The organism is Escherichia sp. HH26CH, assembly GCF_009820205.1.
Taxonomy (GTDB): Bacteria; Pseudomonadota; Gammaproteobacteria; order Enterobacterales; family Enterobacteriaceae; genus Escherichia; species Escherichia coli_F.
Window position 1 is genome coordinate 20,794 of record NZ_VNXM01000054.1, and the last position, 23,235, is coordinate 44,028.

17 protein-coding genes and 6 pseudogenes are annotated in these 23,235 nt (G+C 52.0%); 2 read left to right on the top strand and 21 right to left on the bottom strand.

The window, feature by feature from the left end; all coding sequences use genetic code 11:
* Window positions 1-76: 76 nt before the first annotated feature.
* From FQ015_RS17610 to FQ015_RS17630, 5 genes are all read right to left on the bottom strand, one after another.
* Entirely contained in the window at window positions 77-1,147 is a 1,071-nt protein-coding gene (locus FQ015_RS17610; protein ID WP_160524325.1) for a patatin-like phospholipase family protein, read from the bottom strand.
* Window positions 1,144-2,049, bottom strand: a complete 906-nt coding sequence (locus FQ015_RS17615) for a diguanylate cyclase regulator RdcB family protein (RefSeq protein WP_000203566.1) — start codon at window positions 2,047-2,049, stop codon at window positions 1,144-1,146. The genes FQ015_RS17610 and FQ015_RS17615 overlap by 4 nt, the downstream gene beginning before the upstream one ends.
* A complete protein-coding gene (locus FQ015_RS17620) occupies window positions 2,046-4,430 on the bottom strand; it encodes a dynamin family protein (protein ID WP_000544696.1) in 2,385 nt (794 codons plus the stop codon). Before FQ015_RS17620 ends, FQ015_RS17615 begins: the two co-directional genes overlap by 4 nt.
* A gap of 110 nt (window positions 4,431-4,540) precedes the next feature.
* Window positions 4,541-7,387 (bottom strand): Ag43/Cah family autotransporter adhesin, encoded by a 2,847-nt coding sequence (locus FQ015_RS17625; protein WP_160524326.1) that lies wholly within the window; start codon window positions 7,385-7,387, stop codon window positions 4,541-4,543.
* Between the two features lie 371 nt (window positions 7,388-7,758).
* Window positions 7,759-8,631, bottom strand: coding sequence for a GTPase family protein (locus tag FQ015_RS17630; protein WP_160524344.1), 873 nt, complete (start codon window positions 8,629-8,631; stop codon window positions 7,759-7,761).
* A gap of 366 nt (window positions 8,632-8,997) precedes the next feature.
* On the opposite strand from FQ015_RS17630, the pseudogene FQ015_RS17635 reads away from it, so the two are divergent.
* Window positions 8,998-9,143: pseudogene (locus tag FQ015_RS17635) on the top strand (hypothetical protein).
* A 229-nt stretch (window positions 9,144-9,372) separates the two neighbouring features.
* Here FQ015_RS17635 and FQ015_RS24290 read toward each other — a convergent pair.
* Window positions 9,373-9,447, bottom strand: a pseudogene (locus tag FQ015_RS24290) (IS66 family insertion sequence element accessory protein TnpB); the annotation flags it as partial.
* Window positions 9,448-9,879 (bottom strand): annotated as a pseudogene (locus FQ015_RS17645) (transposase); the annotation flags it as partial. It abuts the pseudogene before it with no gap.
* A gap of 201 nt (window positions 9,880-10,080) precedes the next feature.
* Here FQ015_RS17645 and FQ015_RS17650 point away from each other — a divergent pair.
* Window positions 10,081-11,041 (top strand): annotated as a pseudogene (locus FQ015_RS17650) (IS481 family transposase).
* Window positions 11,042-11,127: 86 nt separating this feature from the next.
* Here the strand turns inward: FQ015_RS17650 and FQ015_RS24295 are convergent.
* The 14 genes and pseudogenes from FQ015_RS24295 to FQ015_RS23985 form a co-directional block, all read right to left on the bottom strand.
* On the bottom strand, window positions 11,128-11,694 hold the full coding sequence (locus tag FQ015_RS24295) for a hypothetical protein (protein ID WP_000587971.1): 567 nt from the start codon (window positions 11,692-11,694) through the stop codon (window positions 11,128-11,130).
* A gap of 102 nt (window positions 11,695-11,796) precedes the next feature.
* Window positions 11,797-12,327 carry a VasL domain-containing protein gene (locus FQ015_RS24300; RefSeq protein WP_225288286.1) on the bottom strand — a complete coding sequence of 177 codons (531 nt, stop codon included), beginning with the start codon at window positions 12,325-12,327 and terminating at the stop codon, window positions 11,797-11,799.
* 51 nt (window positions 12,328-12,378) lie between these two features.
* Window positions 12,379-12,519: pseudogene (locus FQ015_RS24305) on the bottom strand (hypothetical protein); the annotation flags it as partial.
* Between the two features lie 381 nt (window positions 12,520-12,900).
* Window positions 12,901-13,167: pseudogene (locus tag FQ015_RS24310) on the bottom strand (type VI secretion system ImpA family N-terminal domain-containing protein); the annotation flags it as partial.
* Between the two features lie 54 nt (window positions 13,168-13,221).
* Window positions 13,222-13,428 carry a hypothetical protein gene (locus tag FQ015_RS24635; protein ID WP_370447178.1) on the bottom strand — a complete coding sequence of 69 codons (207 nt, stop codon included), beginning with the start codon at window positions 13,426-13,428 and terminating at the stop codon, window positions 13,222-13,224.
* A gap of 181 nt (window positions 13,429-13,609) precedes the next feature.
* Entirely contained in the window at window positions 13,610-14,047 is a 438-nt protein-coding gene (tssE, locus tag FQ015_RS17665) for a type VI secretion system baseplate subunit TssE (RefSeq protein WP_001080618.1), read from the bottom strand.
* Window positions 14,048-14,531: 484 nt separating this feature from the next.
* Window positions 14,532-14,795 (bottom strand): bacteriocin immunity protein, encoded by a 264-nt coding sequence (locus FQ015_RS17670; RefSeq protein WP_000213829.1) that lies wholly within the window; start codon window positions 14,793-14,795, stop codon window positions 14,532-14,534.
* A gap of 43 nt (window positions 14,796-14,838) precedes the next feature.
* The gene (locus FQ015_RS24645) at window positions 14,839-15,102 is read right to left on the bottom strand and encodes a hypothetical protein (RefSeq protein WP_332219111.1); all 264 of its coding nucleotides are present in this window, start codon (window positions 15,100-15,102) and stop codon (window positions 14,839-14,841) included.
* Between the two features lie 248 nt (window positions 15,103-15,350).
* Entirely contained in the window at window positions 15,351-17,960 is a 2,610-nt protein-coding gene (locus FQ015_RS17675; protein ID WP_160524327.1) for a type VI secretion system Vgr family protein, read from the bottom strand.
* Window positions 17,961-17,964: 4 nt separating this feature from the next.
* Window positions 17,965-18,489, bottom strand: coding sequence for a type VI secretion system lipoprotein TssJ (tssJ, locus tag FQ015_RS17680; RefSeq protein WP_000259060.1), 525 nt, complete (start codon window positions 18,487-18,489; stop codon window positions 17,965-17,967).
* Between the two features lie 33 nt (window positions 18,490-18,522).
* Complete coding sequence (gene tssG, locus FQ015_RS17685) at window positions 18,523-19,611, bottom strand: type VI secretion system baseplate subunit TssG (protein WP_000439137.1); 1,089 nt, start codon at window positions 19,609-19,611, stop codon at window positions 18,523-18,525.
* The gene (tssF, locus tag FQ015_RS17690) at window positions 19,575-21,344 is read right to left on the bottom strand and encodes a type VI secretion system baseplate subunit TssF (protein ID WP_000342470.1); all 1,770 of its coding nucleotides are present in this window, start codon (window positions 21,342-21,344) and stop codon (window positions 19,575-19,577) included. Before tssF ends, tssG begins: the two co-directional genes overlap by 37 nt.
* 33 nt (window positions 21,345-21,377) lie before the next feature.
* The gene (gene tssA / locus FQ015_RS17695) at window positions 21,378-22,991 is read right to left on the bottom strand and encodes a type VI secretion system protein TssA (RefSeq protein WP_000097914.1); all 1,614 of its coding nucleotides are present in this window, start codon (window positions 22,989-22,991) and stop codon (window positions 21,378-21,380) included.
* Window positions 22,988-23,155: a hypothetical protein gene (locus FQ015_RS23985; protein WP_001469828.1), complete on the bottom strand. Its 168-nt coding sequence runs from the start codon at window positions 23,153-23,155 to the stop codon at window positions 22,988-22,990. The genes tssA and FQ015_RS23985 overlap by 4 nt, the downstream gene beginning before the upstream one ends.
* Between the last annotated feature and the right edge of the window lie 80 nt (window positions 23,156-23,235).

Below are 23,235 nucleotides of genomic sequence, written 5' to 3' on the forward strand. Positions count from 1 at the left end.
TATATCTGAAAATATTTTCAATAACACCAGACAGGAAAAACACCACCACAGGCGGTGGCGTTTCTTTGGGGCGTCTTTATTTAATCCGGACCATCGCGTTTCTCAGTGCCAAATCTGCCTCTTCCGTTATCTCCAGACTTTTCTGCAACACCGTTTCTGACCGGGACAGTGCCTGACGTGCTGCCAGCGGTTTCCGGATATGCTCCATCGCCAGCATCGTGTCCTCGTAGCCCTGCTGACGCCAGGCGTCGGTATGTGCCGACGCGAAACTGAGCAGACCGCCTCTGTTGCCACCATCACCTGCATGTTTCAGCCTTTTCCGGGGACGGATCTCAAGGATCGTTGTGTCCGGAAAAACCCGACGATCCCATAAAGAACCGTCACTCAGATGCGACACAATCACCATATTGCATCCGGCATCCACCAGTGGCGTTACAGGGGTATTTCCCTGCATATTTCGCCATCCTCCCATACCACCATCACCATACATTGTCCCCTGAACCTCACGGGGACGGAACAACAGGGGCAGCGCGGCTGACGCAAGCAGAGCCTCTTTCTGCTGTCCGCGGGGCAGACTCTGGATATGCTGAAAAACGGCGTTTTTCGTGGTTCCGACACCCAGTTCAGCACGAATGCAGTCAATAATATCCTGCCTGCCCCCTTCTGTGGGGTACAGCGACACATACAGCGGTAGCCCGTCTGCCAGAGCATCAGTATCAAGATAATGATCCATCAGCGCTGTCAGGGGCTCATCTGACAACAACGGCTGAGTCATCGGATTGTCGAACCCGTTGATTATCGATATATGGCGAAGAAGCGTCGTAAGCAGTGCTCCTGCACGTCCGGGGATCTGGCAGAGCTTCATTGCCTGGAACAATTTTTTCAGCAATGAAAAGTAAACCGATCTGTTTACCGACAGCACCTGATTATTCCCCAGATGATCCCAGAGCGCCTCCAGGCGTACGGCAGCTTCTGACAGATCGGGAGAGGCCGCGATAATGGCACCATTGAATGCGCCAATGCTGGCCCCTGAAACCATGCTGATCTGTGTGCCACACTCTGCCAGTGCCTTAACCACTCCCGACTGATAAGCGCCCACCGCCCCGCCGCCGGACAGCACCAGCCCCGTTTTCATTTCTGTACTCATGCAGCCCCCTTCTGAAATATCTCATCGACCATACTTTCAGAGAGGCGTTCTGCAGAGCAGAGACGGGGCATGCGAACCGGTAAGTGTTCTGCAGCCTGCGTGGTCGACCAGATCACAGGATGCCGCTCTTCACTGCACCATTCCCCCAGCCAGTTAATCGCTTCATACCATTCATTATCTGCCTGCTCCCGGCCCTGACCACCAAGCCAGTCCAGAGTGTTCAGACGCACGGTTGCACTACCGCCACTTTCCTGTGCCATCTGCGTTAATGCTTTATGTCTGAGAATATCCAGTAGCTGGTTAACCTGGCCTGTTTCGCCCTGACGTATCACATCACCAAACGCGCCCCAGCGAAGCTCTTCAAGCGCCACATAACAACGTCCGGCCGGGGAAAAGGACGCATATCGCCCGGCACTCCACCATGAGAATATCTGCTCAAGATGTAACTGTGCCCGCTGAACCTGGTCAACAAGGTGGAGTTTTTCTTCAAGATGATTCAGTTTCTGGTGAACCTGATCGGCCAGGGTGAGTAACTGCTCCCGCGTATCTGCGGAATAATGCGCCAGCCTGGCAGTATCACTGACCAGTGAACTGACCCTGTCGTTTACCCGGGTAATCGCGTAGTTTGTGGTGGCAAGTGACGTTGTCAGCTCCGTCAGCCAGCGCAGGGACGCCTCAACGCCCTGTGCAAGCGAAGCATTGATGGCATTCTGCCGTGCAGCACCTTCGCCGCTCAGCCCCTCTTTTAACCGCCGGAAGAACGTGCGCTCTCCGGCCGTGCGGATATGATCCTGTGCAACATCAATACTGTTTGCGAAATCAACCACAAATTTTTCAGGAAGACAGGTGAGTACCTGACATACCCGGTTATCAGCAATTTGTTGAATAAATGGTGAGGTCACAGCAGTGTCTCCAGTTCTTCCTTTAACGCCTTACTGTCAGTAATCAACTCGGGAACCCTTTCATTTAATGCCTGAAGATGCTCCGTAAGCCGTTCCTGTGCCTGCTGATCGCGTTTATGATCTTCAGAGCTCTGAATAAGCGTGTTACGTAGCTGTTCAACTTTCTCCCTGAATGTACAGAAAAAAGCATCGATTTCCTGGCGGACGGGCTGGTTAATATTCTGCTCAATGGATGCCTGCAACTCCCCGAAATATGCCCGGGTCAGTGACATCACTTCCTTCCTGACCTTGTTGATATTGATAACACTGCGACTCACATCCTCCTTATAGGTTTCCCAGCCCCAGTCACTGGTACCAAACCATCGACAAAAGGTTCCCCAGACGCCACTCTGCCGACGGTGACGGGTGACTGTCTCCGTTCTTTCCTCCATAAGTGCACTCAGATTTGTTTTTACCGCGAGCCGGGTCTGTAACTGGCTGACTGTCGGGAAACTGATTTTTACAGTGAAGCCCTCGCCCTCCAGGCGGGCATTGATGCGTCCGGCAATATTTTCTGTGGCATACAGGGCCGTACCACGAAAACCTGTTTCGATACCTCTGACGATTTTTTCCAGTTCAGGCCGGAACTGTGCTTCAGCCTCACGGTGCAGGCTGGTCACGGTCGATTCGATTTGCATCATCAGTTCAAGGGCTTCCTTGCGATCACTGAATTTTATTTCGGGGCTGTCCGGGTCAAAGTCCCGCATCCTGTCATGCTGATTTCCGGTTCCGAAAATATCGTGAAAGAAAGCGAATGCGTTTCTCTCCCGGGGCTGCGCTGAATTTTCTTCCTCCAGCATTTGCTGTTCTTTGCGTTTACCGCTCCTGAAATAGGCATTCAGCTTTTCTTCCAGTGAGGTGCTGACCCCCGTCAGTAATTCCCGGGTTTTGGTATTGATGTTATCCATGGCAATTTTGACATCACCAGTCACCCGATTCTGACATTTCTCAATCTCCTGGATATCCGCAAGCAAGCTGGTGATATGCACCTGTAGTGACTGAATACTTTGTTGCAGCCCCTGATGGCGTAATGACAGATATTCACTGACATTTTCTGCATTCTGCATGAGTTTTGCAGCCGCAGAATCAACGGCCAGTGCCGCAGATCTGGAATGTGAGCTCTGTATAACTTCTGTTATCAGTTTATCGATCAGGGAGCCTTCCCACAGGTCTGTTGCCCCTTCGGTTGCCAGTTCGCTGTCTTTACAGATGTGTTCTTTTTTCATGCGACCGAAAGCTTCCCTGACAAAATCATCGACCCAGGCTTCATCATCAGGAAGTGTGCCGTATTTCTGTAACTCATGAAGCGCACGGTTAGCAAGGTACGCCTGGCGCGAGGAGCCGGGATAAACGCGAGAGCCAGGCAGCACATCGCTGTTCAGCATTGCTGGCACCTTCTGGCGTACGGCATCCGCACCATCACCATTGCGATCTTTTTCATCGAATTTATTGACCAGCACAAACAGACGACCGGCTGAGACGTCAGCAATGGCATTAAGCTCTTTACGAACCTCCTCATCGGCTTTCGAGTTCATCTGGGTGTAATCCATCACCGCCAGCACTGCAGAGGCTTTCTGTAGTTGATCCCGCATCATCATTTCCATCTGTGGTTGTCCGGCTTCATTAGGGCCGGGGGTATCCAGCAGTGTGAGTGTTCCCTGACATGCATCCATTCCCACCAGGTGGCTGAACGCCACGTCGATCACCGGTAGTTTCTGCACTTCTGCGTATTCGTCAAAAGGAAATTCAGTCCCCATTGCCGCAGCAAGACGAACCAGGTCATTTAACGATGCCAGTCCGGTAAAGATTTCGTCTTCCCCGTGGTATTCATTTTTAAGCCAGACATCATCTGCCAGAATATCCAGCAGTTCGCGGGTATCCCCGGTTTGCTGCAGGGTCTGTGCGACTTGCTGTCCTGCCGGGGTGGCGAGTTTTTGTTGCAGTGTGATTAATAAATTGCGGACGGGCTGAATATGTTCCAGATGGAGGACCGGTTCTGTTTTTCCGGGAACGTGGCGGATCAATGTCGGTACCGAGGTCATGGGGCGGTTACGGTTGGGCAGAATTTCCTGCCCCACAATGGCGTTGATGGTGGTTGATTTGCCCGCCTTCATTGTGCCGACAACAGCCAGCACCATCTCCCTGCGGGCGTTTTTGATTTGTTCGCCCTCCAGCTCTTCAATTCTTTTCAGTGCTTTCTGTTTATCAAAAAGCTGCCCGTTTTCGTTCTTACTGTCAGATAACACATCCGGCTCATCAACCATTTGCCGGAGCAGATTGATATTCAGTTGCAAAAGCCGGTCGGCTTCATCACAAAGCAGGGCGATGTTCTTTTCGTGCATCATTCACCTTTATAAATTCAATAATTCAGAACTGCGGTGAACAGCAATGAGCGTCCTTTCCCATTACTGCATGAATTCCCCTGAAATCGTATTTCCGGGATACCGTATAATCAGAAAGTCATATTCAGCGTGGCCTGACCGTTATAACCTTCAGCGCTGCTGCCGCTGACACTGTGGGCATAACCGGCCTGAACGCCCAGGGTGATATTTTCCCGGACACGGGCTTCCAGTCCGGTCTGCAGGTCCAGTGACGTGCCATTCTGGGACGGTGAGAACGTCATGTTACTGCCGGCTGCGGCTGTACCCATGCTCATGTCTCCCCGGGAGCTGAAGGTGCGGATAACAGAAGGCTGTACCCACCAGTTCACCGGCAGTTCACTCACACTGTGTTTTGCACTGTCGCGCAGGGTGTCACGGGATGAGGTGCCTTCACCAAAGGTCATATCGTTGTGGCTGCCCAGACGGAAACCGGCACGCACATGTTGTGCACTGCCATGCCCGAACTTCACATAACCGGCGTTATCCTGGCCGTCATCCAGGGAAAGTCCCTGCCAGGTGTACTGCAGTTGTGGCTCCAGCATCAGATTGTCAGTGATACTGAAGGGCAGACCGGTTTCCAGTGAGCCCAGCCAGCCCCAGCCCCGGGCGCGGAAGTCGTTATTGTCCGATGACGCTTTCATGCTGTGGCGGGTTCCCTGGGCCACAATGTCAGCCCACAGGCCGGAGGATGTGTGTACCAGATTCAGGTATCCGCCAAGGCTGCCGGCATCATCCCGGACCGTGCCGGCGCGGGAACCGTCATCATCCTTAACATCAACGGAAGAATGGCCTGCAGCACCATACACCCCTGTCGTCAGAGACATACCGGCAACCTCTGTTCTGAGCAGGTCACCCTCCAGACGGACGAAGCCATAGCTGCCGCTACTTTCCGGCGTGGCTCCACGGGCAATACCGCCGTTGTTATCGTGACCGAGATGACCGCCCTGAATGCTGAGACGGACGCTGTTATTTTCACCGCTTACACCGGTCTGATGGCTGCGGGAGCCTGCCAGAATCCGGTCATAGTCCATTGCCTGTGTCAGCATGGAGGCATACAGGGGGACTTCAGCACGATAAGCATTTTCACTGCGTAGGTACCAGTCTTCATCGCTGTCACGGTTCAGGGTGTAGTTAAAGGCGCCGGCCTGAAGCGGGCGACTCAGGGCAAACGCACCTTCTTCTGTGGTGGCACCATTCTGTGCATCCACAACCCGGATACCCTGTCCGGAGGTTGCCACCCCGAGGTTACTGTTTCCGACATTTGTAAACGCAAGCCAGGTTTTGCCGGTTGCCTGACCACCATTAATCACCAGCTGGTCAGAGGCATTGCTGCCATCAAGGCTGACACGCATATTGATGGTGCCGCCCTGGCCGGTGAGGTTCGTGGTGGTCAGTTTATGGAACGTTACCGGGGAGTTACTTTTTGCAACAGCACGGCTCAGCGCGGCTTCCTGTGTCGTCTGATTGTCAAAGTGAATCTCTCCTGCGTTAACAATATCGCCGGTACTGACCACATCACCATTCAGTACCATACTGGCGCCTTTACTGAGCTGTGTTCTGCCACTCAGACTTCCCCCGGCAGCCAGCGTCAGTGTTCCACGATGTCCGACAGTGGTGTTGCCAGCCTGTCCCCCGGCATTAACCGTAAAGCTGCCGCCATTTTCCAGCAGCAGGCCGCTGGCCTGACCGGATATACCATCAATACTGAACTTACCGCTGGCATTGGTCCCCTCAACAGTGGCACCACTGTCTGCAATCAGGGCACCACCGGATGTCATGGTGACATCTGTTGCCTTACCACCGGCAGACACTGCCAGGGTACCGCCGTCATCCACCCGTGTTTTCTGCGCTGAATGGCCCTCCAGTACATCCAGGCGACCGCCGGACTCCAGAACAACGCCGTCAGCCTTACCGTTTTCCACCGTGAAATTCCCCAGACGGTTGCTGCCAAGAACCGTTGCTGCAGTACTGGTGACCAGTGCGCCGCCCTGCTTCAGGGTGACATTCGTGGCTGTACCACCGGCGTTCACCTGCAGTTTGCCTTTCTGGTTAACGGTGGTGAAATCCGCCAGACCACCTTCCTTGATAATCTGCCAGCCGTCACTGTTTACAACAGTGCCAGACGCCGTACCGCCGTTGTGCACATACTGGTACCCCCCATTCAGCGTGGTATCCAGTGCGTGACCATGTACAGTCTGGTCGCCGCCGGCATAAACCACAGTGGTATTTGCCGTTCCTTCAGCAGCCACAATCTGACGACCATTTTTATTGATGGTGGTGCGTACGGCATCTCCGTAGACGGTCTGCCCAGTATCACCATTTTCTGCATCCGGTCCCCCTTCCGCGCCGGTATTCACAACCGTGTCGGTTGCCACTGCGCCGGATTTGACGGCCTGCCAGCCCTTCTCATTAATGACGGTACCCGTTGCAATCCCGCCTTCATGTACCCACTGCTCACCGCCGTTCAGAGTGGTATTCACTGCCTGCCCCTGAAGGCTCTGTCCGCCTCCGGCACTGATAACCGTGTCTGAAACGCTTCCTCCGGCATTCACTCTCTGAAGACCACCACCGGTGACAGTAGTGTTGTTGGCGATACCGCCATTTTGTATCCATTGTCCGCCGGTATTGGCCTCGTTATCCGGCCCATACTCCAGACCGGTACTGATGGTCATTCCGTTGGCCGTACCGAAGACAATCTGGTTGTCATGATTTGTCAGTGTTCCGCCGCTCACGGTTTCTCCCGCCTGTACGACCGTGTCAGCAGCCAGTACCGGGACTGACGTGACAGCAGCAAGAGACAGCGCAACCGCCACACCGGTGCGTTTTCCCCGTGAGCGCGCCAGTTCGGAAGCCACCACCAGGGTGCCCGTAATGTGATTCCATACCAGCCTGTAGCTGGTGTTCAGATGTCGTTTCATCAGCTTTTCCTTACAGAGGGTGAATAAAAAAGCCGGTACCCACAAATGTGGATACCGGCAGGTACAAAACAGCATGGTCAGATAAAGTGGTTTTTCCCGGACATAAATGCTTACCCTCTCTCATCCGCCAGAGAAGTATCAGTCCGTTGTGTGCAATTCCGTTCTGCATGATGAAGAGATTCAGCTGCCTTTTCGCAGGCCATTAACCACTATAAACGATCGATAGTAACGATCAATACCCATTTTATCGATCGTTTTATTCTATTAATAACAAGGCAGCCACGCAAGAGAAACAGGAGGAGTATGAGGGGTTTGTGTCATGTTTTCAGTTGGTTAACGTAATGTAATCAGGCATTTCCCTGGCAGACTGTTCAGAAGAAAATCCAGTTCCATACAGCGCGGGCAACAGAGACCACAGTGTCACGGACGGCTCGCAGAACCGTGCGTGCAACAGAGGCAATACAGACGCTCTCCGCCGTGTCAAATATCCGGTCCACCGCACCGGTAAACTGTTCACGGGCCTGAGCGCGGACAGATTCCGTGCGCAGCTCGTCCTGCAGGCGGGTCATCAGGGGACTGGCGGCATGGTCGGGAAGTGCTGTCATGAGCGCACTGACCAGCGTATCCAGTTCCCAGCCGGTGCGGGCCGATACGGCAACAACCGGATGTACGGGCCGGAACAGCCGGAATACCGCCTCCGTTTTTTCGCGAATGTTCTGTACCTGTGCGGGGGAAGGCTGAATACAGGCCATATCCCATTCATGGCAGGGCTCCGTTTTGTCGGCCTGCGTCACCACAAACAGCACCTGCTGATGTCCGCACTGCAGGATGTGTCGCCAGAAATACTCATCCACAGACAGGGCACGGTCATCGGCTTTAATCAGCCACAGTACCAGGTCCAGTTCAGGCAGAATGTCACGGTACAGGGCTTCATACTCTGCATCCCTGTCCCGGCTATCGCCCACCCCAGGCAGGTCAGTGATAATCATGCTGTGACCGTGGCCACTCAGACGGAAGCGCTGCACTTCCCGGGTGCCGGCGTAAACATCACTGACCGGTGTGACTTCCCCCTGAAACAGTGCATTACAGAGTGAGGATTTACCGGCCCCGCTTTTTCCCATAATGCCAATCACGGGTTCGTGACTGGTGAGTTTGCGCAGATGTTCCAGGATGTGACGGGAAAGTGAGTAAGGCAGGGAGGAGAGCGGTTTTTCAATTGCCTCAATGGCATCAGACGGATTTATACATGTATTCCCGGTGAAAAAAGACAAAACCCCGCGCACCGGAAAGATGGCGGGGGATTCACGGAGATAATATCTGTCTGAAATTATTTAGGATGCAGTTATCTTCAGATAATCACACCTCCAGAATTTTATTCTTAATAGTTGAATAGTGGTATTTGGTTTCCCTGAGAGAATATAAAGGTGAATCATGCTGTATTGAGTTTGATTCTATTTGTACTAAAACAGGTATCTTCATGATTATAATCAAAAGTCGTGTGAATTGGTCTGGCGCTCATTATTTTTTCGAATAAACTCACTAATTATTGTAACCATCCCAAAGGAGATGATTTTATGTATAATTGTGGTGAATCATATTAAGAATACGACATATCATTATCTGACGATGAAAACTATGACGATGACTATTATCGTGAACGCCCGTGCCTGGGGAGGTTTTCGGCTATGATAATACTGAGAATAATGATGAGGCGGCATCTGATTATGCATTAAAAATAAATGAAAACTCAGATTAATACGGGGGATAGCTGTCAATAAGACAATCAATGACAGATATTAATGAATAAACATAATCAGGCGCTCAATATTTAATTTAATCTGGGGGCCTGATTAAAATCCGAGGTAACATATAATAATTTTCATCAAAATAGTATTGAAGTATTAACTAAGCTGGATTTGAATCTATATTTCTGGGCATCTGTGATCACTTAATCCATTACTGATCCTCCTTCAGCATATGTCTTATCCGTTGAACGATTTACGTATATCGGTAACGCCGGCAACCAGCCAGATGCGGGTACCCGATGGGAGTGAAATCATCTTTCCCCTCCCGGTCAGTTCACGGATCAACACCGTGAGCAGCTCTGGTGAAGGATTTTCCAGTGTCATTTTACCGTAATGGAATTCCACATGGCAGGAAGCCGCACAAGCAACTGATAATGCCTCCGGTGCAGGAGCATCTGTAGCACAGCGCGGGGTGTCGATAAGTTCCACTGGAACCAGAGTCGGAGAGGCCGGAAAAGATTGTGGTACTGTAGGGCCTACAATAGTTGGAGGCATTCTACGAGAAATACGTCCTTCTCTTTGCCAGAGGCGTAGCCATTTAAAAATCAGGTTGTTATCAACGCCATGTTCCCGGGCCAGTTGTGCAACATTGGCATTTGGTTTCGAAGCCAGTTCAACCATATGAAGCTTAAATTCATTAGAAAATATCCGGCGGGTCCCAGAGCGCCAGTCTGTAAGTTTATCCATCAATAGAACTCCGTCTAATTTAGAAGGAGCTCTAATTTAGTCTGCAAGGATCAGGAGTTACAGACGGCATTGGTTTTACGCTTACAAATATACACCTGAACAGAGTCAGATTTTCATATGCCGATAGGCCGCGCAGACCCGCAAAAAAACCGCATATAACATGTGTGATTCATAAACATCGTTTCACTATAATGCCTAACTATGAGAAGGGAAATTCAGCAGCGGCTACAGTGGGTAAAACTCTATGAAACGTCCGGTGATTCGGGGTTCGTATGCCGTCGCTGTGGCATTTCTCGTCCTATATTGCGTAAATGGTGGCGCAGGTATCTGGCTCAGGGCATCGCTGGTCTGGAAAGCCACAGCCGTTGCCCTAAGCGTTCGCCATCAACGAAAACCGGCACTTGCGAAGTCGCTCTGATTCTGGAGTTACGTTCCCAGCGAAATCTGGGTGCAAGACGGATTCAAAGCGAGTTAAAACGACTTCATTCAATCTCACTTGCAATGGCAACAATCCACAAAGTTCTTTACCAGAATCCGGTTAAACCTGCGGCGTAAAGCTGATTTCATTCGCTACGAACGCCCTGTTCCCGGTGATCGGGTTCAGATGGATACCTGTAAAATTGGCCCCAGCTTATATCAGTACACATCTGTTGATGATTGCACTCGCTACAGAGTTCTGAGGCTCTATTCCCGTCGCACGGCTACAAACACACTGGATTTCATTGATTGTGTTATTGAAGAAATGCCGTTCCCGATTCAGCGCTTGCAGACAGACCGGGGAAGAGAGTTTTTTGCCGTTAAGGTGCAGGAAAGACTGAAAGAATACGGCATCAAGTTTCGTCCAAATAAACCAGCATCACCCCATCTTAATGGCAAAGTTGAACGCTCCCAAAAGACAGACAAAGCTGAGTTTTACGCTACCGTAGATATCGCTACTGATAACTTGGAGGAGCGACTGGCAGAATGGCAGCATTACTATAACTGGGAACGTCCTCGTAGCGCTCACAACGGTAAAACGCCGATGGAGCGCTACTTTGAACTAGCTGAGAAAACGCCATACTCGGATGCCGTTCACGCAAACTATCAGCCCAATGAGGAGCATATTCAGGAACAGAATTACAAGCTTGAACTTGAGCTGAGAAAATTGAAACGATGTCTATGAATCACACACATTAGAATATGTATCCTTCACGGCAGGATCTGCTTCTGCCGTGAAGGTGGGGGAAAGATTATCTCATCGCTTACTTTTTAAAACCGTTTTTTGAAATCAGAAAGCGCGAATTTTAAATCTGAACTGCAAAGATTTCTTTGAGTTTCATTTAACATGCTTTCTGCTGGTATTATTCCTTTTTTTTTCGATGAATAAAAAGACATATCATCAGTATTTTTTAATCTCCAGTCTCTGGATACATCTATTTCTCCAAGATATCCTGTAACTACTAAGTTGTGATATCCATGTTCATGCATAATCTCTTTCAGGCGTTGTGCGAAAGCTGGGACTCTTGAATGTATACCTGAATTGCAACTCAGTAACCTGAGATCTCTGAAACTTTTTGGCAAACGTTTCTGAATTAATTGGGTTGCTAATGCCTTTGGGCTCAATGTCGGTCCTGTTGCAGAGCCAGTGCCTATAACGGAGGTGTTTCCATGAGCAACGATGTATAATTTGTCAGTTATCTTTAAAAAATGCAATGGTGTTTTGTCTGAGGCTCTTACGCCAAAAGACTCTTTATTCTTGGCTCTTTGATGTTTGATCTCATCATCAAGAAAGATGTCATTTTCTTCCATTTGAAATGGGAAATAGTATATTATCATAATACCTCGACATAAAATAATTTAAACGCCAAGTCAAAAATAAGTTTCGTGAAAATTAAACATTCCCTTGTTTGATAGAAAAATTTGCATTAGTCTGCCTGACTAGCTGTCAGGAAAGTCCCCCCGCTTTTCTGAGTTTATTATCTGATAGCGATATCTCAACTGATTAAGTACCGTTTCTGCCTGTTTTTTATGGTGTTCACTGCCATTTTGTTTCTGGGTTTCACCATAGCGACGTAACAGCTCTTCTGCCGGGATGTGGCGGTTAAAAACCTGCATGATGCTAAACACCGCTGTTTTAAGTTCACTGACCGTTATGTATTCTCCCCGATGTTCATCCAGACGATTCAGGCGCTCAGCCAGCTGCTGTAAGAGGGTCATGCCTTCATTCCAGCCCGTCATCGCCTCTTCCGGAAGCGCACGACTCCTTATGCTCTTCTGCCAGTTATCCACCATTTCCTGAACACAGGGATTATCAGGAAAAAGTACCATCAATTGCTGCAGCAACTGCGCACTGCGTTGCAGGTTGTATGCCAGCGGTAGTTCTGTCAGTCGCGTTATCTGCTGACCGGAAAGGGTTATCCACTCTGACGCATGATTTAGCAGTGAGGGGGTTCTGCTGAGCTGCGTCATCTGGTCTGCTGAAAGCGCATCCGGTGGGGATGTCAGCAGCGCCCTGAGTTGCTGCTCCGCTGGTGATGGCTGTGTCAGAAACTGCCATCCCGGAATGGCCACGCTGACAGCCAGCAATGCCGCACAGACACCAGCCAAAAACGGCTTCAGAAACGTGGGCGGGGATTTCTGAATGGAGGGTGTGGGCTCTGCTTTTGTTTCAGAAACAACATACACCAGACGGGAGTGCGGCAGGGGCTGATGTTCCTGTACGTCCGGAGCATCAGACCGGAGTACCTGAGCCGGAAGGGTTACCGGAGACGACGCTTCGCCCTGCACCGGCTGATTTTCCAGACGGGTGATATATCCCTTCACCATGGCTTCCGGTAAAGCCACTTTACTGCTCTGTTTAAGTTCGTACCGGGCCAGTGTGTCACTCAGTTCTTTCAGGAATGTTTCGGTCTGATACAGCAGGGGCAGGTTGTCACGGTCATCCGGTGGCATGGCCCGGAGCGTTTTTTGCAGACGGTTGAACAGACCGGTAATAATTTCCAGCCGGGCGTGTGTATTCAGCGGCCACATCACTGACCAGTGATGCCGGGTCAGCGCCACAATCAGAGCCAGCCCTTCATTCAGGCCACTTAACCCTGTTGTATGCATCCGGGCGATGGTGTACCAGGATGCCGTCTGTAATTCCACGCCATTGTGTTCATACAGACGCAGGCAGAGCGTTTCCACGTAACGCCAGTCCACATCCGGGCGTGCCGGGTGGGTCAGTTTGCTGATTTCATCGCGCAGGGCAGCATAATCCGGTAATGACCGGGGGTCACCACCGGTTTTCAGTTTCACTTCAGAAGTCATCGGCAGATTCGGTGTTGCTGTATTAAATCATGATTAACAGTTACGGAAAGAACGTCAGTGTGATACCGGGCCCCGGGAAAGATATTCCACTGTACGGATGATTGGTGGTGTCACATCCCACCGCCGTTTCAGAATCGGTAACAGCTCATGAAGGTTTCTGATATAACGCTCAGTGAACAACCGTTGTCCGTTCCGGGTTAAATGAAAACCGGACTGATTACAGGTAATGGTGATATGACAGGTATCGTTGCCAATATACACGGCTTCCTGAGGTCTGAATCTGACATTCCAGTGCTAGGAGTACGGAGAGTGGTTCAGATAAAAAAGACGCATCTGAATATCATTAAATAACGGGTTCATAATCAAAATCACAAAAATATATTTTTCATCCGGACCACCCACACAGGGGCTGCCCGGATAAAAATCATACATAATAATGAGATTAATTGTCCACAAACTGCTGTTGCTTAAGATGTCGCAGCAACACCCTGCCCTCCGGCATAAATGTTGTTCCGTAACGAACCAGTCCTGCGTCTTTAAGTTCTGCATCAATGACATAATGCAACTCACCTAGCTGAGTCTGTTCCTGCATTGTCACGTCGACGTGCTTAATACGTGGCTCATACTTCAGCAGAACATCTGAAAGCACGCGCATCAGTTGATGCGCCGTATCCGGCATTCCCTGCAGAACGGTTGTCATATCCGGCAGCCCATAGTCCGGAAGATGTTTAAGGCTCCCGGCCCGGGTATTCAGAATACGCTGCATGTTATCGAGCACCGAAAGAATAACCTGCTCTTCCTCACCAACCTGATTCAGCTCCAGCCCGCCAGTGAAATTACCATAGAGAATTTCATATAATGATGGGGATTTTCGGTTCATAATAATGATCCAATTTGTATTACTATCATGTTAAATGTCTAATTTAATACTGCTATATAGCATATGATGATATTATTGTTTTCATAAAATTTTAACCTACGCCCCTTAAATAAAGGAAGCCCTCGCAACTCCGTCCATTTAATTATTTCATTCAATGCATCTTCAGATAAGTCATTATCAAGTGTATCTGGATAGTATATAAAGACACTGACCTATCCTGTTCCAACTCATACAGTCATAATGTCAAGAACATTATCTAAATGATTTTTTTCAGTTCCTCACCCTCCGGTGATGGAGTTGAATTATAACTCTCGCAAAATCCACACAATATTTTCTAAAATTCACTTCCGGTATGATTTTCTGATTTCTCTTTAATGCTATTAATATCCATTATAACAAACTTTACATCCCTGATAGTGTGCGAGTAGAAATTTTTGCTCATATTTCCCAATCAACCAACTACATTAAGTTCTGGTATCAATACTTAACTATCCTTAAAAAGCGGGAGCCCTTGAGATTTTCTCCATGTTTTGATCGTTTGGACAATTCCCTCAGGAGAATCGTCCTCACCATCTTCTGGATAATGAATAAGGCCTTTGCCCCTTGGATGTTGAACCAGCTCTTCGAATTTTGATACCAAAGCATGATGTTCTTCCTCTGAATTTGAATTGACTTCAAAAATGTCGGTTGCGAATTGGATAAACTCGTTTTCAGTATAGTCATTAAGCTGTTTATATGAGGTTGTCATTCACTTTTTCCTCTATGAATATAGATATGCCTTCTCGGAGTGGCTACTGACAAGTTGTCCATGTCAAATACCTCCCCCTATCTACTATTCTCTCATTATGATGGATTTCAAATGTTTTGCGACCACCAATCTGCTCTTCTGGAATAGTGAAAGGTGCGTATCCCTTTTTGATTAAAGCCTTGTTACCTCTTGTAAATTGAGAAAGCAATGCTGAGTCCTCAGCTACAGCTTTCCAAAAGGCAGTCCTAAACGCATCAAAATTACTAAACTCTTGCCCTCTTAGTTTATCTGCGATTTGGGATGGCACTGGTGCCCCTACGTATTTTCATGGAAGGAGAACACCCAATAACATCCATTGAGATCGGGTAATAACGGCGTTTTTCAAGGCAGTTGTCGCTTTTGCACTAGTGAGGGCTTTCTGCCGCAGCTCTTCCTCGTACCAGAATTCATCCCGACCAGGAACTCTGTCACTCCCCTCGCCTGCAGATGGAACGTAAAGCGCGGACATCATTGCTCCTATATACGGAATTCCCCGAGCTGCACTCAATACGCCAGTCAGGGCCCCCTCCCCCAGACCTGGGTCATCACGCCCGTAGCAGCCCCCAAAGCAAGCGGCGCAGCCGTTGCCCCTACAGGGGCCGGAGCTTTTGCGCCCCCGACGTCAGGCTTACGTTTTCTGGCTGACTGGGCATGCTGAACGACTTCATCATCTGTATGCTCATGCTGATGACCGTAACCACAGCAGTCGTCCTCGACAGGCTGGGCAAAAATCGTCATCTGTCCAAAGTGATCAACAAGCTCTTCGGCTGTACCAGCATCCGTGCAGCCTTTCTCCTTCAGGCAGGATTTTGCATAAACTGGTGTCACCCATGGAGTGAGTGTTTCTGGGTTAAATTCTCGCATGGTCACCGGAGTCGGCAAGGATACGGTCTGTGCAGCTTCAGAGCTGGCTGATGCGGCCATAGTCCGCTTAACTTTGCGCAGATACGTCGCCGTCGTACCATACTCGATCTTCCCTGCCCCAAGTCGCAGATAACTTCCGCCACCGATAAGCGTGATACGTTTTTTCCCTGCAATGGAAATATCACTTGCCGAGCTCAGCGTCAGCTTCTTCTCAGCAAACAACCGCATGCTGCCGTTTTGTGCCTGAACATCCACTGCCCCTTCCCCGGATTTCAGGCTAAGTTGACCGGTCCGGGCAAAAAGCCCCAGCCTCTCTCCGGCCAGCGCGGTCAGGTTGCCCATTGTTCCGGTGCAGATATCACCTCCGGCGTTAACCGCCAGATTCTGACCAGCAGCCAGCTGCATATCTTCACCGCTGGTCAGGGCAATGCCTTCCGGCGCCGAGAAAAGCACAGCTTCATTGAGCGGTTTCAGCCGCTGCTCAAACATCTGTATCTGAATGTCAATATCAGCCTTCAGCGCCTGTGCCCGTTCTGCGGCATTTTCCAGTTGCTGCAGTTGCTGATTAAGCCTGTCGATTTCCTTCAGCGCGTCATCCATGTCCAGTGCCTCGCCCTGTGCTTTCGCCTGCGCATCCGCAGCAACAAAAAGTCCCTTCCCCGCCCTCAGGGTTCCCCACTCATCGGTACGCAGCTCTGTGCCTTTACCCCGCAGTTGCCCCTGGCTGTCCACCAGATGCCCGCTGTTAAGCTGTGTCTTACCGTACTCTGTGGCGAGTTTGATATGCTCCTCGCCGCGCCTGTCCTCCATCCGCAGTTTTGAGTTAGCGGGGGTTCTGAGGATGTTCCGGGTGTGATTGTCCCGGTTCACGGGGTCAGGATGCCCAGCATCGTGCAGTGCATACGCGATGTAGGGCAGGTCAATATCGCCATTGCTGTATGCAATCGCCACTTCGGTGCCATCAATGAGCGGCGTATGCCAGCCCAGTGTTTCACCTGCACAGGGTTTTGCCATCCGCAGCCACAGGTAGCCGAATCCGGGTTCCGTCTCCTCCCGGTCAAAGTCCATCTTCACCCGGTAGCGCCCCTGCCCATCCAGATGGGCATAGATATCGTTCTTCTCGCGACTCTCAATCCGTGCCGGAAGCGTGCCCGGGATGACCGGACGCGGGATTTCTGCCGGACGGAAACAGTAACGTTCGGTGTAAGACATTCCCCATGCTGACACATGCAGCCGGGAATCCCGGGCTCCCCGATAAGTCACCAGTGTGAGGACAATCCCTTCCTTCAGGTCCGTAATGACATCCCCCTGCGGCTCCAGCACCTGCCCCGGGGAGAGATGTGCGGCGTTGCTGAACAGGTGAATGCGGGCCGACCTGTTGAGTTCCCGCTCGTGGTGAAGCCGGGCGTAAAACGCACCAGATTCGGTTTCCGGCTCCGGGCTGGCATCGTCTCCCGCTTCACGATAAGGTACTGCGTAACCGTAATGCTCCCCGGTGGTGACCGCATCATTACGCACGTTGACCGTCGCATTCATCAGCGTGGTGGCTGTCCGGTAGTTGTAATCACGCGTGGTGACAGCGCCGGTGGCGACGTTGTGCCAGGTCCGCACATCCCAGACCGATTCTGCTGCGCCGTCGAACAACCCCGAGGGCTCGCTGTAAGGCAACTGCACATCAAACTGGTAGTGAAGCTGGCTGTCGGCAAAAATGTACGTATCCAGTCCGCGCACATCATCCATCTCCGTGCGCCAGTAAATCCCCACCTCAGACAGAATGCGCTGAATGAATTGCAAATCCGTTTCCTGCCACTGGGTGATAATTTCACGCGACGGGTAAGCGCGTTCCAGTCTGAATTCAAAATCAGCGCCCTCCAGCCCGTGTTTGCGCAGCACCTGCTCCACCACCTCAGGGACGGACTGGTTCTGAAATACGGCGCATTGCCGGGTGTATTCCAGCAGCGCCAGACGGGAACTGAGTGTAAGCCGGTAATGGGACTGGTCTTTTGATGTGGACAGCCATTCCAGACGGGTCACAATGCCATGGACATTTTTGCCGTTACGCATCCGCAACGACGCATATTTCATCAGCACCTCTTCCGGAGGAATGTTCGTATTCCGGGAGGTGAACCCGATGTCCCATCGGAACGGCTCACTCAGTGCTTCCCTGCCACGAAAACGTAAAACATCAGGCTTTACTGCACTGCCATTAATTTCCAGAAAGTAACGGGTCTGCCCGTCAAAAAACGCTGACCGGTTATCCATCACGTCACTCCTTTACCGGCACAAGGCTGAGCCAGCCATCACCCAGTTCAATGGTGCGGGGCTTATCCGGATTGAGGTCATCACGGGTCAGTACCAGGCGCCAGCGATTGTCCTTCTGATCCGGGCGGTTAAACAGTCCCACCACAGCCACGAACTGCGCATTTTCATCCATGGGCATATTGAGCGTCACGCTACCATCGGGCATCACCAGCAGTTCTTTTGAGGCCAGCACGTCATCCTTAAGTACGGCATCGGCCCGGCGCAGTAGCATCTGGTAATCGGCAGCATCAACCGCTTTACGATCCCTGAGCTGGTAAACCAGCACCATCGTCGCCAGTGGTGTCTGTGCACCATCAGCGTTAATGGCCGTACGCGGGGTAAAATCCAGATGCAGCGTTTTGATTTTTTTATAGAAGATGGATTTCGTGATGCTGATCGTGCCGTCCGTGACGGTCTGCGTCAGACCGCAGCCTGCGAGCAGGCCACAGGCAATAAACATCGGCGCCCACCAGCGGATTACTGTTACCATTCAGGCGTTCCTTTATTGAGAGAGAACATGTGATTATTCGAAGCGATAATGTCCGTCTTCAGCAGGCGGTAGCGCAGCACATTTCAGCCCTTCGTAGCAGCCCAGACTGACCGTAAGACTCTCCCGGCCATTGCTGAGTTTCCCCGCTTTCAGCCCCAGCAAACCGGTACGACCCAGCTGAACAGGCCTGCTTTTGCCCAGGCGGGGCTCAGGCAACAACTGCACGGGTACAGTAAGGCGCAGCCGGACGTCACTGCGGTAGCCAAGATAAACGCGCAGCAGGACCAGCAAATCGGTATGGAGGACACCACCGGGCAACCAGCCTTCCGCCTCGTTCGGATCCGCTGTTTCCAGTGTCATCAGGAACCGGCTGCATGCTTCCCCTGCCGTTTTACCCAGCGTGGCCCGCTGCGAAAGACGGATGCGGTTTCCGGCACCCAACCCACTGCGGTTATCGATATGGACCTTAACCGGATCGGGTTCGGTGATAAGTGCGCGGGTATTCGGTGCCAGCAGACTCACCAGAGCCCGGATGCCTTCAGCATTGCGGGTGGGTAATCGCATGGCACCCAGTAAGGCCAGGAAACGGGAAACCGGCGTTGCCACCTGTTCAGCGGTACCGGGCATACCGAGCCCGACCAGCCCCAGCAGACACTGCGATGTGGCATCGCGTCCCCCTTCCTCAAAAGTGGCTGGATACGCATATTTTCGCCAGATCCGGTAGTACTGCGTGGTTATGCGGTGGCTGAAAATATCCAGAAATGAGGTGAGCGCCTCATGTCCTTCACGGCTCTGCGCAATATCATCCAGCCAGGACGTCGGCAGAGGTGAGTCCACCCCATACATTCCGAGAAATGTCGTGCGGATCGTTGGGGGTAATGTCGGATGGTCTTCGTCGATCTCCACCGCTTTCAGGGTGCTGACCGGGAATCCCATCCCGGGCCAAGGTCTGAATCGCACCGGATCATCGCCCGGATGGCTGGACGTGCCCAGTTTTGGCCCGTCCGGGTTTTCCTGCTCCAGCAGCTGGCAGAAACGATAAAAACTGGCCCGCCAGATATCGTTGTTAAGGGCCAGGGCCTGCGTCAGCCCGGTACGTGCCGGCTGTGATTCTCTTTCCATCTCAGTCGTTTCCCTGTGGGTTGCAGTACCAGTGTGAGCTGGTTGAAAAGGTGGACATCAGCATAGAGCGCAAAAAAACGGTGCAACATCTCCCCGAAGAGATTCACATCGCCCTCGCCGGCAAAATTATCCATATTCAGCGTGACCTCAATGTCCACGCCACGGAGCATAAAGCCCTTTTCAAAACGGCGGATCAGGGTGTGCTTCACGGCAACGATGGCTTCAAGCCGGCGGCGGTTCATTTCATCGTCGGTCCAGTCATAGAGCGCCAGCGTCCCCCGCAGCACCTCCGGATTGTCCATCATGCTGAGAAAGTTTGATCCGAGGTGACTCATCACCCGCCAGTGAAACCGGTCATTTGCCGGGGGATACAGTGGCATCGTCGGTGCGGTGAGGTTCATGACTCTGACGGGGACTTTGCCGGTTTTGACCACCCTGTCCAGGAGCGTACTTTCCAGCGCCCTGCGCGGAAGCTGCCCGTTGGTAGCGGTTATTCGTATCGAGAGGGACTCCGGTTTATCAGACAACTGCTCCAGTTCGAACGAACGTCCCCCGAGAACTAACCATGTGTCATACAGGCCGGAGGGTCCCCGTTTCACGCGGGTGTGGTAATAACGTTCAGGAGCATCGTGGCGCATCATACCGCCCCGGTGCCGGAAGCTGGTGAACGGGACATAAGGGTGTCTGCCATTCTTCACCGAACCGTGAATGTTATCGACGCTGTAAATTTCGGTGTGACCATCCTGAAGACGCAGGGGCCTTAGCAGGTACTCGTTATCCAGCGGGTTAAGGATCAGCGGGTCGGCTTCCAGGGTAAAGAGATTGATAACCGGCGCACAGTGCAGGCGAAAGTTTTCTGTCTCAAAAGGCAAACCGGATGACCAGACTTCACTGAGCACAATGTCGATTTCAAACCAAGTACTGCCCGCCGTGAGCCCGATGGTGTCGAGGCCGCGCAGTTCAACAAACATAAACTTCGGACGGAAGCTGAAATACTCCAGCAGCAACTGGTAACCACTGAAGGCAGTATCGGCTTTCTTCCACAGGCAGTCATTGTCGTCAAAGCCCATAGGTCTGCACCATCCGTCAAACTGATGACGTCCGGTATATGTCCCGGAATGACGCGCATACATGGCATGTACACGCCGGGTCATTGCCAAATGCAGAGCAGCGCTTACCGGCGCCTCTGCGCTAAGAAAAATGGCGACTTTGTCGATCCCGGCTTTACTCCAGTCCACTTTTTCAGGGCATTCGAAGCGCAGACGGATAGCAGAGCGGCCATCGGATTCAGTATGGAGACAGGCATCTGCAAGGTGCAGCGGTTGTAGTAACACATCGCGGGTCGTCCGGTACTGACAGGCGGTTTTATGCGGCCCGACAGGACGGGACAGAACGGAGAAGCCTTCAGCCAGTATTTCGGCCTGACGCAGACTACGCCAGTCAGGCGAGAACTCAACAATGGCCAGCGACGGGATAGTCCGCATATAGTGCGGCCACAGCAGACTCACCAGACCTTCGGTGAGCTCCGGCAGGTCATCATCCAGCTTTTCACGCAAACGTCCCATCAGGAAGGCAAAGCCTTCAAACAGACGTTCCACACTGGGATCGCAGGCGCCAGGCTTATCCAAATTCAGCATTGCTGCCCGATCAGGATGGGCACGGGCAAACTCTTTACCGGCTTCCCGCAGATAGCGCATCTCTGCTTCGTAATAGCGCAGGGTTAAATCATCCATACACGGCATTCCTGAAAATGATTAAAGAGAACATCAGCCACAGAGCACCATGGCACGGGCCGGGTCAATGGCGATCAGCCCCGCCAGCAGCGTATCCATCTCAGGCATCAGACGGGCTTTATCAGATTCACTGCGACCGGCTTTCATCCGTAGCAGCTTCAGGCGCCGGGCCCGGACTTCAAACAGCAAAGCGGGCTCCCAGTCCTCCAGCGTCAACTGTGGCGCACGGGTAATGAGTTCACCAAGCAGGTGAAGCGCCATATCGTTCCGGCCATACTGCTCTGCCACCCGGGCCATGAGCAGGCGTATCAGCCAGCGATGACGTGGTGTATCCATCCCCGGTCGGGACTGGAGCCAGGCCAGCGCCGCTTCAGGGCCTTCCGTGTCACCCTTTTCCATGGCTTCAGACTCAAGGATCAGCACATCGTCAGTCTGGCCATTAACAACGGCAGGAATGGCAGCTTCATCGCCGTACATCACATCTTCTTCATTCACTTTTTCAGCGATCCAGGCAATGGTAACCTCGTCAGCAAAGGGAGTACCGTCATTCCATGCCAGCCCTTCAAGGCCCGGGAGACGTTTAAGCAACAGCCGCAGATCTGACAGGACAGCGTCAGACCAGGAATCCCAAGGCTGACCAGCATGACTGAGTCCCTGCCAGAGATACCACTGAAGATCGAGCCAGAAATGATTCACCCCTTCGCAATACATCTGACTGGCCAGTTCAATCAGCTCAACCCAGTTTTTCTGAAGCCAGAGTCGCTTAAGCTGAGCGCGATACCCTGTTTTCGGGGGGACCAGGCGGGTGCGCCCGCTACTGTCCAGTGAAGGGAGCTGATCAACCGTATCCCACCGCACCGTCTTCATCAGCCGATGAGAAGCCAGCCAGCCCTGCGGCTGCCCGCTCAGCCAGCGGGAAAGTAACCTGGCCTGGTCGAGTAAGTCGCGGCCCGATGTCACCGCTGCCAGTTGTGGTGAGTCCGGGGGAGCTGATTCTCCCCCGGGCTCCCGGGTGCTGCTGTTCTGGGGGACCAGAGCCTCCACGCCCCCTGAACGTGCCAGGCGGTTTTCAAGCGCGGAACAAAGCCCCGCAAAAGACGGCTTCTCAGCTTCCGGCCAGTCTGCCACGGCGGATCCCAGCAGGCTTATGGCGCCCGCCGTCAGACCGGCCTCATTGCTGTCCACCCCGGGCCATAACAGCAGTGCATCAGTCACTTTTGCACTGTTCAGCCACTCCAGCGCAGCTTTCCGGGCGGCAGGACGCCGGGGATGACATGCCTGTCCGTAGCGGGTCAGCATCGCAACAAGAAGTAATAAGCCTTCGGACAACCCTTTTTCACCGTCGCGGATGAGACGGGCCAGCACGTACCAGGTCACGACTCGAATATCTCTGGCGCATTCGCAAAGGCACTTCTGAGCCAGTTCGCACAACAGCGCTGAATCGGTACCTGAAATCTTATTTATCTCTTCACGCATCAGCTGAAAATTATCATCGTATGCAGGATCGTCCCCGGTTTCAGATCCGGAGGTGAACGGATGCAGCCAGTTATCCCAGAGCGACAGGGCCTCATTTGCGCGGGAAATGAGGCACAGCCTTTCTTCCTGGCTGGCGGCGCAGGCCGTTAACAGGGATTCAGGTGAACTCATTCTTTTTCCTGTTTGTCAGTCTCTTTCATAAACCTCACGACCGCTTCCGGAGAAGCGTCGTCCTTACTGTTGGCGATTTGTGGTGGCCTCCATTTCAGCAGCATACTTTCTCCTGCTGAGTGGGATTGCCCTTCCGGTAGCTTACCGGTTGTTTTTTCTGACATGGGGCAAAAACGCCGACGGGCATGAAGGAACCGTTCTCTGAAAGGGGGAAAAATGTACCCATCAGCCCCCGGATCTTCAG